This is a genomic window from Sphingopyxis sp. 22461, from assembly GCF_052044915.1.
Lineage (GTDB): Bacteria > Pseudomonadota > Alphaproteobacteria > Sphingomonadales > Sphingomonadaceae > Sphingopyxis.
On the sequence record NZ_JBQENY010000004.1, the window covers coordinates 190,868 to 205,314 of the forward strand.

The following is a 14,447-nucleotide window of genomic DNA, read 5'->3' on the forward strand; positions in this document are numbered from 1 at the left end:
CTTCGGATCGCGCACAGCCCCCTTCCCGCGCGATCCGAAGCCGACTTTTCGTCCGATGATCTCCCGGCCCAGCCTGCTGATCTTCCATCGCCGATTGGCGCTGGTCGTTGCTCCGCTCCTCCTGCTTCAGGCGATGACGGGATCCGTCCTGCTGTTCCGTGCCGAAATCGCCCGCCTGATCGACCCGCGCGCGATGGCGCGGACCGCCCCGGCCCGCGATGTAGCAGTCTCGACGATGACGGCCCGGGCGGAGGCCGCTCTTCCCGGTTTTCGCGTCACACGCCTCCATTTGCCGGCGGCGCCGCACGACACCGCCTTTGCCCAGCTCACCGACCGGCAAGGGGCACTCCGCTACGCCGCGATCGACCCGGGCAATGGCCGCCTGCTGGCCGCGGGAACGATATGGCGCTTCCCGCTCGAAGCCGCATTGCAGCTTCATTACCGGCTGATGGATGCCAGGGCGGGCATGGCGGTGATCCTCGTCAATGCGCTGGCGCTGATGTTCCTGGCGGCGACCGGAACCGCTTTCTGGTGGCCTGGCCGCAAGCGGGCGACAAAATCGCTTGCCATCCGCGCCGGCGCGCCGCCGCGCGCGCGCCTCCGCCAATGGCACCGCAGCACCGGGGTCCTGCTGTCGCTGCCGATCCTGTTCAGCGCGACGACCGGGGCGCTGCTGATCATTCCCGACCTCGCTGAGCCGGCCGTCGCGGCGTCGGCCCACAACCCAGCGCCCGGTAGGGTCACAATCGACCGGGCCGTTGCGCGCGCCTCCGCAGCCTTTCCGGGCGAACGGCTGCGCGACATTCGCTTCCCGCAGGCCGACCGCATCGACGTCAATTTCTTTTCGCCGCAGCAGGGTCCGCGCGCCGTCGATGTCGCATCCGTGTCGCTGTCGGACGGACAGTTGCTCAAGCGGATTCCGGCGGGCGCAAATCCCGCGCTCTGGATGACGATCCTGCCCCTGCATGCGGGCGACAGCTTTGGCATCGGAGGACGGATCTTACTCCTCATCGAAGCCCTCGCCTTGATTTTTCTTGCCTGTTCGGGACCGCTGATGTGGTGGCACGCGCGGCGGCCCAAGCGAAGGAAGTCCTGATGAAACTTCTCCACCATGGCCCCGAAGCGCGCGGAAAGCACTGGCGCGACGTCGTGTCGCGAGCCCTGCCGCAAGTCGATTTTCGCTGCTGGCCCGACGTCGGAAATCCGGCCGAGATCGAACATCTGGTGGCGTGGACCGTGCCCGACGAGCTAATCGCGAGCCTGCCCAATTTGCGGACCCTGTTCAGCGTCGGCGCCGGCGTCGATCAGCTCGACCTCGACCGGTTGCCCCCGGACCTTCGCATCGTCCGGATGATCGAGCCGGGGATCACCGACACGATGGCCGACTATGTCGCGATGGCGGTGCTCGCGCTGCACCGCGACCTGCCCTTCCACATCGCCGGGCAGCGCGCGGGGCGCTGGAGCTGGCGCGATGTCCCGCCGGCACGCGAGCGCCGCGTCGGGGTGATGGGCCTCGGCGCACTCGGCCGCGCTGCGCTGGCGGCGCTCGCGCCGCACGGGTTCGAGCTGGCGGGATGGAGCCGGTCGCCCCGGACGATCGACGGCGTCGATTGTTTCGCCGGCGACACGGGCCTCGCGCCCTTTCTCGCCCACAGCGAAATCCTCGTCTGCCTGTTGCCGCTCACCGACGACACGCGCCATATCCTCAATCGCGTGACCTTCGCCGCGATGCCGCAGGGCGCGCGGCTGGTGAATGTCGCGCGCGGCGGACATCTGGTGCAGGACGACTTGCTCGAGGCGCTGGACAATGGTCAGCTGTCGGCCGCGATTCTCGACGTCGCGGATCCCGAACCCTTGCCTGCCGGCCATCCCTTTTTCACGCATCCCGCGATCCTGCTGACGCCGCATGTCGCCGGCATCACGCGCACCGACAGCGCCGTCCACGCGCTGATCGACAATCTGCGGCGAATGAGCGCGGGCCTCCCGCTGGCCGGCGAAATCGATCGCCGCCGTGGTTATTGATCGACGGCACAGCATGCCGGGCTGGCGGCGATCGGCGGAAGCAAGCATCGCCGTCCCGCTGCGGAATGACAGCACGCCCCGACGCGGGCGTGGCATGATAGCACCGCAGGAATAGAGGGAGGTCGGGAATGGAAGACGCTGGCGCGATCCGCACCGTGCGGCTGGAGCGCGATCCGCTTGGCATCGTGCCCGTCGACGCCGACCGCCTATACGGACCGCAAACCGAACGCGCGCGCGCCAATTTCCCGCTGACGGGCGCCGTCATCGGCGATTTTCCGGAGCTCCTCATCGCACTTGCACAGGTCAAGAAGGCGGCGGCACGCGTCAACGGACGGATCGGCGATCTGCCGGCCGACATCGCCGACGCGATCGTCCGGGCGTGTGACGAGATCCTTGCCGGCCGGCACCACGATCATTTTCCGGTCGACGTCTGTCAGGGCGGCGCCGGCACATCGACGAACATGAACGCCAACGAGGTCATCGCGAACCGCGCCCTACAGCTTCTTGCCCACGACGCGGGCGATTACACCCGGGTCAATCCCAACGACCATGTCAATCGCAACCAGTCGACCAACGACGCCTATGCCACCGCCGTCCGCCTCGCCGTCTTCGCGCTCAACGGCCGGTTGATGGCGGCAAGCGAGCGGCTGGCGGCGGCGTTCGCCGAGCGGAGCCTGGGGTTCGAGGCGGTGCAAAAGCTCGGCCGGACGCAGCTTCAGGATGCCGTGCCGATGACGCTGGGCGAAGAATTCGGCGCCTATGCAACGACGCTGCGCGAGGATGTCCAGCGCGCGGGAGAAATCGCGCGGCTGTTGCTGGAAGTCAATCTGGGCGGAACCGCGATCGGCACGGGCATCGCCGCAAGCGCCGCCTATCGCGAACAGGTCTGCGCCGAACTGGCACTGGTCACCGGCTATCGGGTCGTACAGGCCGCCAATCTGGTCGAAGCGACGTGGGATATGGGCGCCTTCGTGCTCTATAGCGGGATGCTGAAGCGGGTCGCGGCCAAGCTTTCGAAAATCGCCAACGATCTGCGCCTGCTGTCGAGCGGTCCCGCCGGCGGCATTGGCGAAATCGCGCTGCCTCGCCGCCAGCCGGGTTCGTCGATCATGCCGGGCAAGGTTAATCCCGTCATCCCCGAGGCCGTGAACGCCGCCGCCTTCCGTGTCTTTGGTCTGGACCTCACCGTGACCTTTGCGGCCGAGGGCGGGCAGTTACAGCTCAATCCCTTCGAGCCCGTCATCTACTGGTCGATCCACGAAGCGGTTACGCTTCTTGTGAACGCGATGAACATGCTCGCCGATCATTGCGTTGCCGGGATCGAGGCATGCGAGGCGCGCTGTCATGCCAATTTGCTTCACAGCACTGCGCTCGCCACCGAACTGGTGCCGCGGATCGGCTACGCCCGCGCCGCCGCGGTCGCGGCCTTCGCGCAGGAAAGCGGCAGTCTGCTCGCCGCCGTCGAAGCACTCGAACCCGCACAGACCGACTATATTCGCCTCAGGATTCCGGAGTAAGCCATGTCCACTGCCATCGATTGCCCCAGCTTCATCGACCTGCGCGCCTTCGCGGCCGGGCCCAACCATAATGATGGAGCGGACCCGTTCGGCGAGGGGCGTCGCCTCGTGCCGCTGCGCGGCGGCCCGGTCGAGGCCGGCTCGATCCATCTGCCCGCCGGCAAAGGCACCGCCCCGGCAGCGACGGGCGATTGCTGGATGATCCTTGCCGACGGCGCGGTGACCATTTCCGCCGATGGCGCGACGCGGGAGCATGCAGCGGGCGACAGCTGGGTCGTCCCGGCCGAAACCGCTTTCGACTGGGTGGCACCAGTCCCCGCGACGATCATCTTCCTTCGTTACACGAACGGAGCGGACAGCCCGGCCGGGATCATCCCGATCGACATCGCCGTCGACCTCACGCCCTCGGGCGCTCCGCTCGCCGAATTGCTGATCGGAGAGACGCCCGCATGCCGCAATTTCAGCACCTTCCGTTCGGCAGACGGCGAATTCACCTGCGGTATCTGGGATTCGACTCGCTATCACCGCCGACCGATGCGCTATGTCCATTTCGAGCTCATGTATCTGTTACAGGGAGAGGTGACGTTCGTCGACGAAAGCGGCCGGTCGCGGACCTTTGCGCAGGGCGACATCTTCCTCGTCGAACAGGGTGCAAGCTGCAGCTGGGAAAGCCTCGAGCATGTCGCCAAGGTCTATGCAATCTTTCGGCCGCTTGCATGATCGCATCGTCCGAGGCGGCGCGGAACGGCATTTTATGCCGGTTTGTGAAAGCCGTCGTCCCGAATGCCCGTGATGGCGCGGCGGCAAACCCATCTAAGCAAGCGCAAAGGCGCAAGCGGGAACGCGGCATGCTATGCCGAAACGGGCAAGCGAAACGTGGCGATACGCTTGCCCGACGGGTCCAATCGGGGACAAGTTCCGACGGTCAGATGGCCATATGGTCGGCGCAACAGCGGGGCTACAGTACAGCCGCGCCAGGAGGGAAATCCAGACGATGAGCAATGCCGGTCCCACCTTCACTCCCAAATATATCAGTTTCGACTGTTATGGGACGCTGACCCGTTTCCGCATGTCCGAAATGGCCCGCGATTTTTTCGCCGATCGCATCCCCGCCAAAGTGATGGATGCGATGTGCCGGGATTTCTCGGCCTATCGCTTCGACGAGGTGCTGGGCGACTGGAAACCCTATCGCGAAGTCATCCGGGGCGCGGTGCGGCGCACGGCGAAAAAATATGGCGTCGAATATCGCGAGGAAGACGCCGATTCCATCTATGCGACGGTGCCGACCTGGGGGCCGCATCCCGATGTGCCCGGCGGGCTGTCGAAAATCTGCGACAAGATCCCGCTCGTCATCCTGTCGAACGCGATGAACGACCAGATCCATCACAATGTCGCGTTGCTCGGCGCCACCTTCCACCGCGTCTATACCGCCGAAAGCGCACAGGCTTACAAGCCGCGCATGCAGGCGTTCGAATATATGTTCGACCAGCTCGGCTGCGGCCCCGAGGACATGATGCACGTCTCGTCGAGCTTTCGATACGACCAGAATACGGCGACCGACCTCGGCTTCGGTTGCCGCGTGTTCGTCGGCCGCGGACACGAGCCGTCGAATGCCAATTATCGCGACATCGAAATCCCGCACATCGGCTGCCTGCCCGCCGTCGTTGGCCTCTGACATCATGCCGGTGCCCGCCCCCTCCTATTGGCAGGCGAGCGCCCCTGATTTCGATGGCGGCCGCACCGATGCCGTCGGCGGCGCGTTCGACGTGGCCGTGATCGGAGGAGGATTCACCGGCTTGTCGGCTGCGCTCGCGCTCGCCCGGTCGGGCGCGAGTGTGGCATTGCTCGAAGCCGGACGGGTGATCGGCGCGGCCTCGGGCCGGAATGGCGGACAGTGCAACGCCGGCACAGCGCATGATTTTGGCGCGCTCGCGTCGAGCTTCGGCATCGATCGCGCGCGCGCCTGGTATCTGGCGCATTGTGACGCCGTCGACACGGTCGAACGCATCGCCGCCGCTGAAGACATCGACTGCGACTTCATCCGCTGCGGGCGCGCGAAACTGGCCGCGAAGCCTGAACATTATCCGAAGCTCGAGGCCGCCTACGCCCTGCTGACCAAGGAGGTCGATCCCCATGTCGAACTGGTTCCGCCGGGCCGGATCGGCGACGAAATCGGTGCCCGCGAATTTCACGGCGCGCTGATCCAGACGACGAGCGCGCAGCTTCACCCCGGCCGGTTCGGCATCGGCCTCGCCGACGCCGCCGCACGCGCGGGCGCGGCGATCTGGGAAAATGCGCCCGTGACACGGCTACTGGACGTGGACAAGGGTTGGGCGGTCGATACGCCGCGGGGAACGGCGGCAGCGAAGCAGATACTCGTCGCCACGGGCGGTGCGAGCCCCTACGCTCCCTTTGGCTGGTTCCGCCGCCGCATCGTGTCGGTGGGCAGCTTTGCTATCGCCACCGAACCGCTCGATGCGGAGCTGGTCGCGCAATTGTTCCCGACCCGCCGCAATTATGTGACGAGCCGGATCATCGGCAATTACTTCCGCCTGACCCCCGACAACCGCTTGATCTTCGGCGGTCGCGCGCGTTTCGCGTTGTCGAACCCAGGCTCGGACCTGAAGGGTGCGCGCGTGCTCGAGAGCACGATGCATCGCATGTTTCCGGCGCTGTCCGATGCGCGGGTCGACCATATCTGGGGTGGGACGGTCGACCTGACCGCCGATCGCCTTCCCCGTGCCGGCGAACATGACGGGCTCTATTATGCAATGGGGTACAGCGGCCATGGCGTCCAGATGGCCACGCATCTGGGCGAACGCATGGCGCGCGTGATGGGCGGCGACGCGGCGGCGAACCCCTTCGCCGACCTCTCCTGGCCCGCCATTCCCGGCCACCTGGGCAAGCCATGGTTCCTGCCGATGGTTGGTGCGTGGTACAAGCTGCAGGACTGGCTCCATTGAATAGCGACCTCACCCGCCGCGGCCTGATCGCTGCCGGCATCGCGGGCGCCGGGATGCTCGCGCTGCCCGGTCAGCATTCGGCCTTCGCGGTCCCGCGCCGCGGCGGCAGCATCCGCATCGCCACGCAGTCGAGTTCGACCGCCGACACGCTCGACCCCGCGAAGGGCGCGCTGTCGACCGACTATGTCCGCCATTTCATGCTCTATGGCGGACTGACCAAGACCGGTCCCGATCTGATACCGCGCCCGTCGCTCGCCGAAAGCATCGAGACGTCCGACCGCATCAACTGGCATCTCCGGCTGCGCAGGGGCGTGCGCTTCCATGACGGCGCCGAACTGACGAGCGCGGACGTCATCTGGTCGCTGCGCCGGCATTCGGATGCCAAGCTAGGGTCGAAGATGGCGACGATCGCCGAGCAATTCGCAGAGATCCGGGCCGACGGCCGCCATGGCGTGCTGATCCGGCTGACCGGCGCCAATGCCGACCTGCCTGCGATCCTCGCCCAGTCGCATTTCCTGATCGTCCGCAACGGCGAAACGAAACCCGACGGCAACGGCACCGGACCCTATCGGCTCACCCAGTTCAAACCGGGGGTGCGCACAGTCGTCACGCGCAATCCCGATTATTGGGTGGCGGGGCGTCCCTATCTCGACCGTATCGAGCTGATTTCCATCCCCGACGAGGTCAGCCGCGTCAATGCGCTGCTCGCAGGCGATGTCCAGTTGATCAACGCGGTAAACCCGCGGTCGACGAAGCGCATCGATGCCTCCGCCGGGCATGGCCTGCTCGCGACGCCGTCGTCGCTCTACACCGACCTTATCATGCGACAGGACCGGCTGCCGACCGGCAATCCCGACTTCGTCGAGGCGATCAAGCATCTGATCGACCGGCCGCTCGTCAAACGCGCGCTGTTCCGAAACTATGCGACGATCGGCAATGATCAGCCGATCCCGCCCTTTCACCCTTATTATAACCCCGAGGTGCCGCAGACGACGCTCGACCTCGACCGCGCGCGCTGGCATCTGAAGCGCAGCGGGCTGACCGGGGTGCGCATTCCCGTCTATGCGACCCCTGCGGCCGAAGGATCGGTCGACATGGCGTCGATCCTGCAGGAATATGGCGCTCGCGTCGGTCTCGAGCTCGCGGTCAACCGTGTTCCCGCCGACGGTTACTGGTCGACGCACTGGATGAAGCACCCGATGGGCTTCGGCAACACCAACCCGCGCCCGACCGCCGACCTGATCTTCAGCCTGTTCTTCAAATCCGATGCCGACTGGAACGAAAGCGGATGGAATAATCCGCGTTTCGACCGTTTGCTGGTCGAAGCACGCGGCGAGGCCGATCAGGCCCGGCGCAAGCAGCTCTATGGCGAGATGCAGGCACTGGTCCACGGTCAGTGCGGCGTCGCCATTCCCGTTTTCATCACGCTGATCGACGGCTTCGACCGCCGGCTCAAGGGGCTGCAGCCGGTCGCGCTCGGCGGTTTCATGGCGTATCAGTTCGCCGAATATGCCTGGTGGGACGACTAATGGCCGCGACCACCGCCTCCCGTTCCGCCTTTGCCGGCATCCTGCAGCTGGTGCTGCGCCGCACTGGATCGGCGCTGCTGACGCTGTTCCTCGTATCGGCCGTGATCTTCACGATCAGCGGCCTGCTCCCAGGTGACGCCGCGCAGGAAACGCTCGGCCAAAGCGCGACGCCCGAACAGGTCGCTGCGCTGCGCCACGAAATGGGTCTCGATCGCCCGGCGCTTACCCGCTACGCCGAATGGCTCGGCGCGATCGTCCAGGGCGATCCGGGCCAGTCGCTGGTCGCCAACATGCCGGTGCGCGACATCATCGCCGAGCGCCTGCCCAATTCGCTGATGCTTGCGGGTATCACCGCGCTGCTCGCGGTGCCGCTTGCGCTGCTGATCGGCATCGTATCTGCGGTGAACCGCGGCGGCACCATCGACCGCGCGCTCAACATCGCGACGCTGTCGATGGTCGCGGTGCCCGAATTTCTCGTTGCGACGATCGGCGTCCTCATCTTTTCGGTAAAGTTACTCTGGCTGCCGTCGATCGCGCTCGTCTCCGATGAAGCAACGTGGGGCGAATTGCTGCGCTCGATCGCGCTGCCCGTGCTGACGCTGACCGTCGTCGTGGTGGCACAGATGGCGCGCATGACGCGCGCGGCGGTCGCCGATCAGTTGGACCGCCCCTATGTCGAGATGGCGCGCCTGAAAGGCCTGCCCTTTCGCCGCATCGTCCTGTCGCACGTCCTGCCGAACGCGATCGGCCCGATCGTCAACGCGATGGCGCTGTCGCTGTCCTATCTGATGGGCGGCGCTATCATTGTCGAGACGATCTTCAACTTCCCCGGCCTCGCCAGTTTGATGGTCAACGCGGTGACGAGCCGCGACATGCCGCTGCTGCAGGCCTGCGCGATGATCTTCTGCACCGCCTATCTGGCGCTGATGCTTTTTGCCGACGTCGTCGCGATCCTCGCCAACCCAAGGCTTCGTGCGCAATGAGACGCTTCACCGCCTTCGCCAAGTCGCTGTCGCTCTCGGGCCGCATCGGTCTCGGGCTCGTCCTCTTCTGGCTGTTTGCCGCCGTCGCGGGGCCATGGCTCGCGCCCTATTCGGTCGGCGCCTTTGTTGATTATGAGGTTTTCAGCGGAGCGTCGCGGCGTTTCTGGCTCGGCAGCGACTATCTGGGCCGCGATGTGCTGAGCCGCCTGCTGTGGGGCGCGCGCTATACCGTCTTTCTCGCTTTAGGCGCGGCGCTCGCCGCCAGCATGACCGGCACAGCGCTCGCGCTATTCGCCGCGATCAAGGGCGGATGGGTCGATGAAATGCTTGCGCGCGCGATGGATACGCTGATCTCCATTCCGTCGAAGATTTTCGCGCTGGTGCTCGTCGCCGCTTTCGGTTCCTCGCTCAGCCTGTTGCTGCTTATTTGCGCGATCACCTATGTCCCCGGCAATTTCCGCATCGCCCGCGCCCTTGCGATGAACCTCGTCTCGCTCGATTTCGTGCAGGTCGCACGCACCCGCGGCGAGGGCGTCTTTCATATCGCGTTGCGCGAGGTGCTGCCCAACATGATCCACCCCTGGCTCGCCGACCTCGGCCTCCGCTTCGTGTTCATCGTCCTGCTTTTGTCGGGGCTCAGCTTCCTTGGCCTCGGAGTCCAGCCGCCCTATGCCGACCTCGGTTCACTGGTGCGCGAGAATATCTCGGGCCTCACCGAAGGAGCGCTGGCCATCGTCCTGCCCGCGATCGCCATCGCGACCCTGACCGTGGGTGCGAACCTCGTCATCGATGCGCTGAAACCGGTGGAGGACCGCAAGTGAGTACCGCGGCCGCCTCGCCCCATGTCGAGATCCAGGGCCTGCGCATCACGGTGCGCGGGCCGGATGGCGGCGAACGCGCGATCGTCGATGATGTATCCTTTTCGATCCCGCGCGGCGAAGTGCTCGCGTTGATCGGCGAATCCGGATCAGGCAAGACGACCATCGCGCTGTCGCTGATGGGCTATTCACGCAGCGGCGCGCGCATATCGGGCGGCAGCATCCGCGTCGGCGATCGGACGATCGCCGAGCTTGGTCCCGCCGAGCTCAACGCCCTGCGCGGACGCAGCATTTCCTATATCGCGCAAAGCGCCGCCGCTGCCTTCAACCCGTCGCGCACCATCATGTCGCAGGTCGTCGAACCGGTCCTGATCCACCGCCTCGGCACCCGCGCCGAGGCCGAGGCCAAGGCGCTCGCCCTGTTCAGGGCGCTGTCGCTGCCCGACCCCGAAACCATCGGCGCGCGCTATCCGCACCAGGTGTCGGGCGGCCAGCTGCAGCGGCTGATGGCCGCGATGGCGTTAATTACCGGGCCCGAACTGGTGATCCTCGACGAGCCCACGACCGCACTCGACGTGACGACCCAAGTCGAGGTGCTGAAAGCGTTCAAAACCGCACTCGCGCACTGCAAGGCGACCGCCGTCTATGTCAGCCACGACCTTGCCGTCGTCGCCCAGATGGCCGACCGCATCGCGGTCCTCCAGCACGGCAAGCTCTGCGAAGAAGGCGCCGCGGCGCAGATACTGGCCGCGCCGGCCGACGATTATACGCGCACGCTGCTGGCCGCGGCGCGGCCCGCGGCGCGACCGGCCGCGATCCTCGACGACGCACCGATCCTGTCGGTTTCACATGTCACCGCGGGCTATGGCCGCGTGCGCGGCGGTGTTCCGGCCATCCCGGTGCTGCACGACATCGGCTTCACCCTCACCCGCGGCGCGACGCTGGGCGTCATCGGCGAATCGGGGTCTGGAAAATCGACGCTCGCGCGGGTCATCGCGGGCCTGTTGCCGCGGGCATCGGGTTCGGTCGCGCTCCATGGCGAGGAACTGCCGCGCGGGCTCGACGGGCGCAGCCGCGACCAGTTCCGCCGCGTCCAGCTCGTGTTCCAGAACGCCGACACCGCACTCAATCCGGCGCACAGCGTCGGCGACATCCTCGCCCGGCCCCTGGCGCTGTTCAAGGGGCTGAAGGGGGCGGCGGCCGATGCACGCGTGGGCGAACTGCTCGAACTGATCCGCCTGCCGCGCGACATCGTGCGGCGCAAGAGTTCGGAGCTGTCGGGCGGGCAAAAGCAGCGCATCAACCTCGCGCGCGCGCTTGCTGCCGAACCCGAATTGCTGCTCTGCGACGAAGTGACCTCGGCGCTCGACACTGTCGTCGGCGCGGCGATTCTCGAGCTCATCGACGATTTGCGCCGCGAACTCGGGATCGCGACCATCTTCATCAGCCACGACATCTCGACGGTTCGCGCCTTTTGCGACCAGATACTTGTCCTCTACGGCGGCACCGCCGTCGAACAGGCCGATCGCGCCGAATTCGCGGCGGGGCCGCATCATCCCTACACCCGCCTGCTCATGGACTCGGTTCCCGAAATGCAGGCCGGCTGGCTGGAACGGATTCCCGGGCAAGCGAGCGCCGCGCTCCCGAACGCGGAGGCGGCCGGGCTCTGCCGCTTCCTGCCGCGCTGCCCCGTCGCTATCGCGGGTCCGTGCGACGGCGCAGTGCCGCCGCTGCGGACGCGCGAAGATCACCAGTGGCTATGTCATCACGAGCCAGCGGCGCTGGCCGCGCAGCGCGAAAAGATCACCCTATGAGCGGCCGCTTTCGCCGCCTCGCCGAAACCGGCCGGCCCGAAGTGCGGTTCACTGTCGACGGCCGGTCGGTCGGCGCGCTGGCGGGCGACACGCTGATGGTGGCGATGCTGACCACCGGATCGGCGCTTCGCGACAGCGAATTCGGCGACGGGCGGCGCGCGGGCTTTTGCCTGATGGCGGCCTGCCAGGATTGCTGGGTCTGGACTGCCGCAGGCGAGAGGCTGCGCGCCTGCTCGACCGAAGTAAGCGAAGGATTGTCAGTCCTCACCACCCAGCCGGAGGCGTCATGGCCGAACGTCGGATAATCGTCATCGGTGCCGGACCGGCCGGGGTGCGCGCCGCGGAAGCGCTTGTCGCTGGCGGTGTCCGTCCGCTCGTCATCGACGAAGGGCGCCGCGACGGCGGCCAGATCTATCGGCGCCAGCCGGACGGCTTCAAGCGCGGCTATGCTGCGCTCTATGGCACCGAGGCGGCGCGCGCCGAGGCCGTGCATCAGGCCTTCGACCGGTTGCGCCCGGCGATCGACTATGAGCCCGAAACGCTAGTGTGGAATATCTCGGAAGGCGCGGTGTGGACGAGCTGCGCCGGAGAAGCCCGGGCCGTGCCCTATGACGCACTGATCGTGTGTTCGGGTGCGGCCGATCGGCTGGTCCCAATCAAAGGGTGGAACCGGGCGGGCTGCTACAGCCTTGGCGGCGCGCAGATCGCGCTTAAGGCGCAAGCCTGCGCGATCGGGCACAGGGTCACATTCCTCGGCACCGGCCCCCTCCTCTATCTGGTCGCGCATCAATATGCGAAGGCCGGGGCCGACGTCGCCGCAGTCCTCGACACCTCGCCGCTCGGGGGCCGCCTGGCCGCTGCCGCCAAGCTCGCAGCGCAACCCGACCTGCTCTGGACGGGCGCAAAGCTGACCTTTGATCTCTGGCGCCGCCGCATCCCCGTCCTGACCGGCGTCACCCCGACCGAAATCCACGGCGACGAAGACGGCGGCGTAAGCGGCATCAGCGTCGCAACCCAGGGCGGAACCATCCGCCAGTTCGACTGCGATGCAGTCGGCATGGGCTGGCACCTCCGTCCCGAAACACAGATTGCCGATCTGGCGCGCTGCCGTTTCGCCTTCGACGCGCCGACGCGCCAATGGCTTCCCGAAACCGACGACGACGGCCGCGCGAGTGCCGAACATATCTATCTGGCCGGCGACGGCGCCCGTATCCTCGGGGCGCGATGCGCCGAAGTGACGGGCGAGCTCGCCGCGCTCGCCGCGCTCGCCGACTTGGGCATATCCGACAAGGCGGACCGGCGCCGCGAGCTCCACGCCCAAAAGTCACGCTATCGCCGCTTCGCCGACGGGCTGGCGCAGGCCTTTCCCTGGCCGCACGAACTGGCGGCGCGCGCCCTCGACGAGACGATCGTTTGCCGCTGCGAAAGCGTCACCGCGGCTGCGCTGCGCGCCAGCATCGTCGATGCCGGCGCGACCGAGACAAACCGCGCCAAGGCATTCAGCCGCGCCGGCATGGGGCGCTGCCAGGGCCGCTATTGCGGCAATGCCGCCGCCGAAATCATTGCGGCGGCGCGCGGCGAAACACTGATCGAAGCCGGGCGCCTACGCGGTCAGGCGCCCGTCAAGCCCATCGGCATCGGCACGGCAAGGAACGACAAATGACGATCGCGCCGATCCACAGCGATGTTGCGATCATCGGCGGCGGCATCATGGGCTGTTCGGCCGCCTTCTTCCTGCGCCAGCGCGGGCTGTCTGTGACCCTCATCGAAACCGACAAGGTCGGGCGGCAGGCAAGCGGCACCAATTTCGGCAATGTCCGCCGTCAGGGGCGGCCAATCTTCCAGCTGCCGCTGGCCAATCGTGCGAGCCGCATCTGGCGCAGCGCGAACGAACTGCTCGGCGCCGACATCGAATATCTGCAAGGTGGCCATATCCGTGTCTGCTTTCGCGAGCGGCCCGAAAATGTCGGCGCGATGGAGGATTATGCGGCGAAGGCGCGTGAGGAAGGTCTCGACCTCGAACTGTTGAGCGGCAATGTCCTGCGCGACCGCTTCCCCTGGCTCGGTCCCGATGTCCTCGCCGGTTCCTATTCGGCGCTCGACGGCCATGCCAATCCGCGCCTCGCCGCCCCCGCCTTCGCCCGCGCCGCAGCCAGGCTGGGCGCGCGTATCGTCGAGGACAGGAAGATCGTCGCAGCGAGCAAGCAGGGCGAGGATTTCGAACTGGTGGCGGAGGACGGCAGCTTCTTTCGCGCGCCGATCCTGCTCGTCACGGCCGGCGCGTGGGCGGGCCCGATCGCCGGCTGGTTTGGCGAACCCGTCCCACTGACCCCCCGCGCGCCGACGATGACGGTGACCGAGCCAGTGCCCTATGCCATCGCCCCTTCGGTTGGCGTGATGACGCCCGAGGAAATCGAGACCGTTTATTTCCGGCAAGTTGCGCGCGGCAATATCGTCCTCGGCGGCAGCACGCGCGCCCCCTCCTATCCCGACGAATATCGCGCCTATGTGATGCCCGAGAACACTTTGACTCAGCTCGAACATATCCGCCGCCTCGCGCCCGGACTCGCGCCGCTGCAGATCATTCGCGTCTGGTCAGGGATCGAGGGTTATACCGACGACAGCCTGCCGGTCATGGGGCCCAGCGCAACAATCCCCGGGCTGTTCCATGCCTTCGGCTTCTCGGGTGCGGGCTTCCAGATCGGCCCCGGGGTCGGCGAAACCATGACCGAACTGATCGCGGACGGCGCGACCGATATTCCGATCGCGCCCTATTCGATCGCGCGTTTCGCCGAATAAGA

The 14,447-nt window shown here is 66.7% G+C and carries 13 protein-coding genes; all 13 read left to right on the forward strand.

The window, feature by feature from the left end; translation table 11 throughout:
- The first annotated feature begins 55 nt into the window (after window positions 1–55).
- The 13 genes from ACTJI5_RS08310 to ACTJI5_RS08370 all read left to right on the forward strand — a co-directional run bounded on the left by ACTJI5_RS08310 (window position 56) and on the right by ACTJI5_RS08370 (window position 14,445).
- Complete coding sequence (locus ACTJI5_RS08310; protein WP_440859960.1) at window positions 56–1,096, forward strand: PepSY-associated TM helix domain-containing protein; 1,041 nt, start codon at window positions 56–58, stop codon at window positions 1,094–1,096.
- Window positions 1,096–2,022 carry a 2-hydroxyacid dehydrogenase gene (locus tag ACTJI5_RS08315; protein ID WP_440859961.1) on the forward strand — a complete coding sequence of 309 codons (927 nt, stop codon included), beginning with the start codon at window positions 1,096–1,098 and terminating at the stop codon, window positions 2,020–2,022. Before ACTJI5_RS08310 ends, ACTJI5_RS08315 begins: the two co-directional genes overlap by 1 nt.
- A gap of 128 nt (window positions 2,023–2,150) precedes the next feature.
- Window positions 2,151–3,539, forward strand: a complete 1,389-nt coding sequence (locus ACTJI5_RS08320) for an aspartate ammonia-lyase (RefSeq protein WP_440859962.1) — start codon at window positions 2,151–2,153, stop codon at window positions 3,537–3,539.
- A gap of 3 nt (window positions 3,540–3,542) precedes the next feature.
- Window positions 3,543–4,259, forward strand: coding sequence for a cupin domain-containing protein (locus ACTJI5_RS08325; protein WP_440859963.1), 717 nt, complete (start codon window positions 3,543–3,545; stop codon window positions 4,257–4,259).
- A gap of 274 nt (window positions 4,260–4,533) precedes the next feature.
- On the forward strand, window positions 4,534–5,214 hold the full coding sequence (locus ACTJI5_RS08330; RefSeq protein WP_440859964.1) for a haloacid dehalogenase type II: 681 nt from the start codon (window positions 4,534–4,536) through the stop codon (window positions 5,212–5,214).
- A 4-nt stretch (window positions 5,215–5,218) separates the two neighbouring features.
- Window positions 5,219–6,502: an NAD(P)/FAD-dependent oxidoreductase gene (locus tag ACTJI5_RS08335; protein WP_440859965.1), complete on the forward strand. Its 1,284-nt coding sequence runs from the start codon at window positions 5,219–5,221 to the stop codon at window positions 6,500–6,502.
- Between the two features lie 53 nt (window positions 6,503–6,555).
- A complete protein-coding gene (locus tag ACTJI5_RS08340; RefSeq protein WP_440860093.1) occupies window positions 6,556–8,031 on the forward strand; it encodes an ABC transporter substrate-binding protein in 1,476 nt (491 codons plus the stop codon).
- Window positions 8,031–9,014 (forward strand): ABC transporter permease, encoded by a 984-nt coding sequence (locus ACTJI5_RS08345; RefSeq protein WP_440859966.1) that lies wholly within the window; start codon window positions 8,031–8,033, stop codon window positions 9,012–9,014. Before ACTJI5_RS08340 ends, ACTJI5_RS08345 begins: the two co-directional genes overlap by 1 nt.
- Window positions 9,011–9,835 carry an ABC transporter permease gene (locus ACTJI5_RS08350; RefSeq protein ID WP_440859967.1) on the forward strand — a complete coding sequence of 275 codons (825 nt, stop codon included), beginning with the start codon at window positions 9,011–9,013 and terminating at the stop codon, window positions 9,833–9,835. Before ACTJI5_RS08345 ends, ACTJI5_RS08350 begins: the two co-directional genes overlap by 4 nt.
- Window positions 9,832–11,646 carry an ABC transporter ATP-binding protein gene (locus ACTJI5_RS08355; protein ID WP_440859968.1) on the forward strand — a complete coding sequence of 605 codons (1,815 nt, stop codon included), beginning with the start codon at window positions 9,832–9,834 and terminating at the stop codon, window positions 11,644–11,646. Before ACTJI5_RS08350 ends, ACTJI5_RS08355 begins: the two co-directional genes overlap by 4 nt.
- A complete protein-coding gene (locus ACTJI5_RS08360; protein ID WP_440859969.1) occupies window positions 11,643–11,951 on the forward strand; it encodes a (2Fe-2S)-binding protein in 309 nt (102 codons plus the stop codon). The genes ACTJI5_RS08355 and ACTJI5_RS08360 overlap by 4 nt, the downstream gene beginning before the upstream one ends.
- Window positions 11,933–13,309: an FAD-dependent oxidoreductase gene (locus ACTJI5_RS08365; RefSeq protein ID WP_440859970.1), complete on the forward strand. Its 1,377-nt coding sequence runs from the start codon at window positions 11,933–11,935 to the stop codon at window positions 13,307–13,309. Before ACTJI5_RS08360 ends, ACTJI5_RS08365 begins: the two co-directional genes overlap by 19 nt.
- The gene (locus ACTJI5_RS08370; RefSeq protein ID WP_440859971.1) at window positions 13,306–14,445 is read left to right on the forward strand and encodes an NAD(P)/FAD-dependent oxidoreductase; all 1,140 of its coding nucleotides are present in this window, start codon (window positions 13,306–13,308) and stop codon (window positions 14,443–14,445) included. Before ACTJI5_RS08365 ends, ACTJI5_RS08370 begins: the two co-directional genes overlap by 4 nt.
- Window positions 14,446–14,447 lie beyond the last annotated feature (2 nt).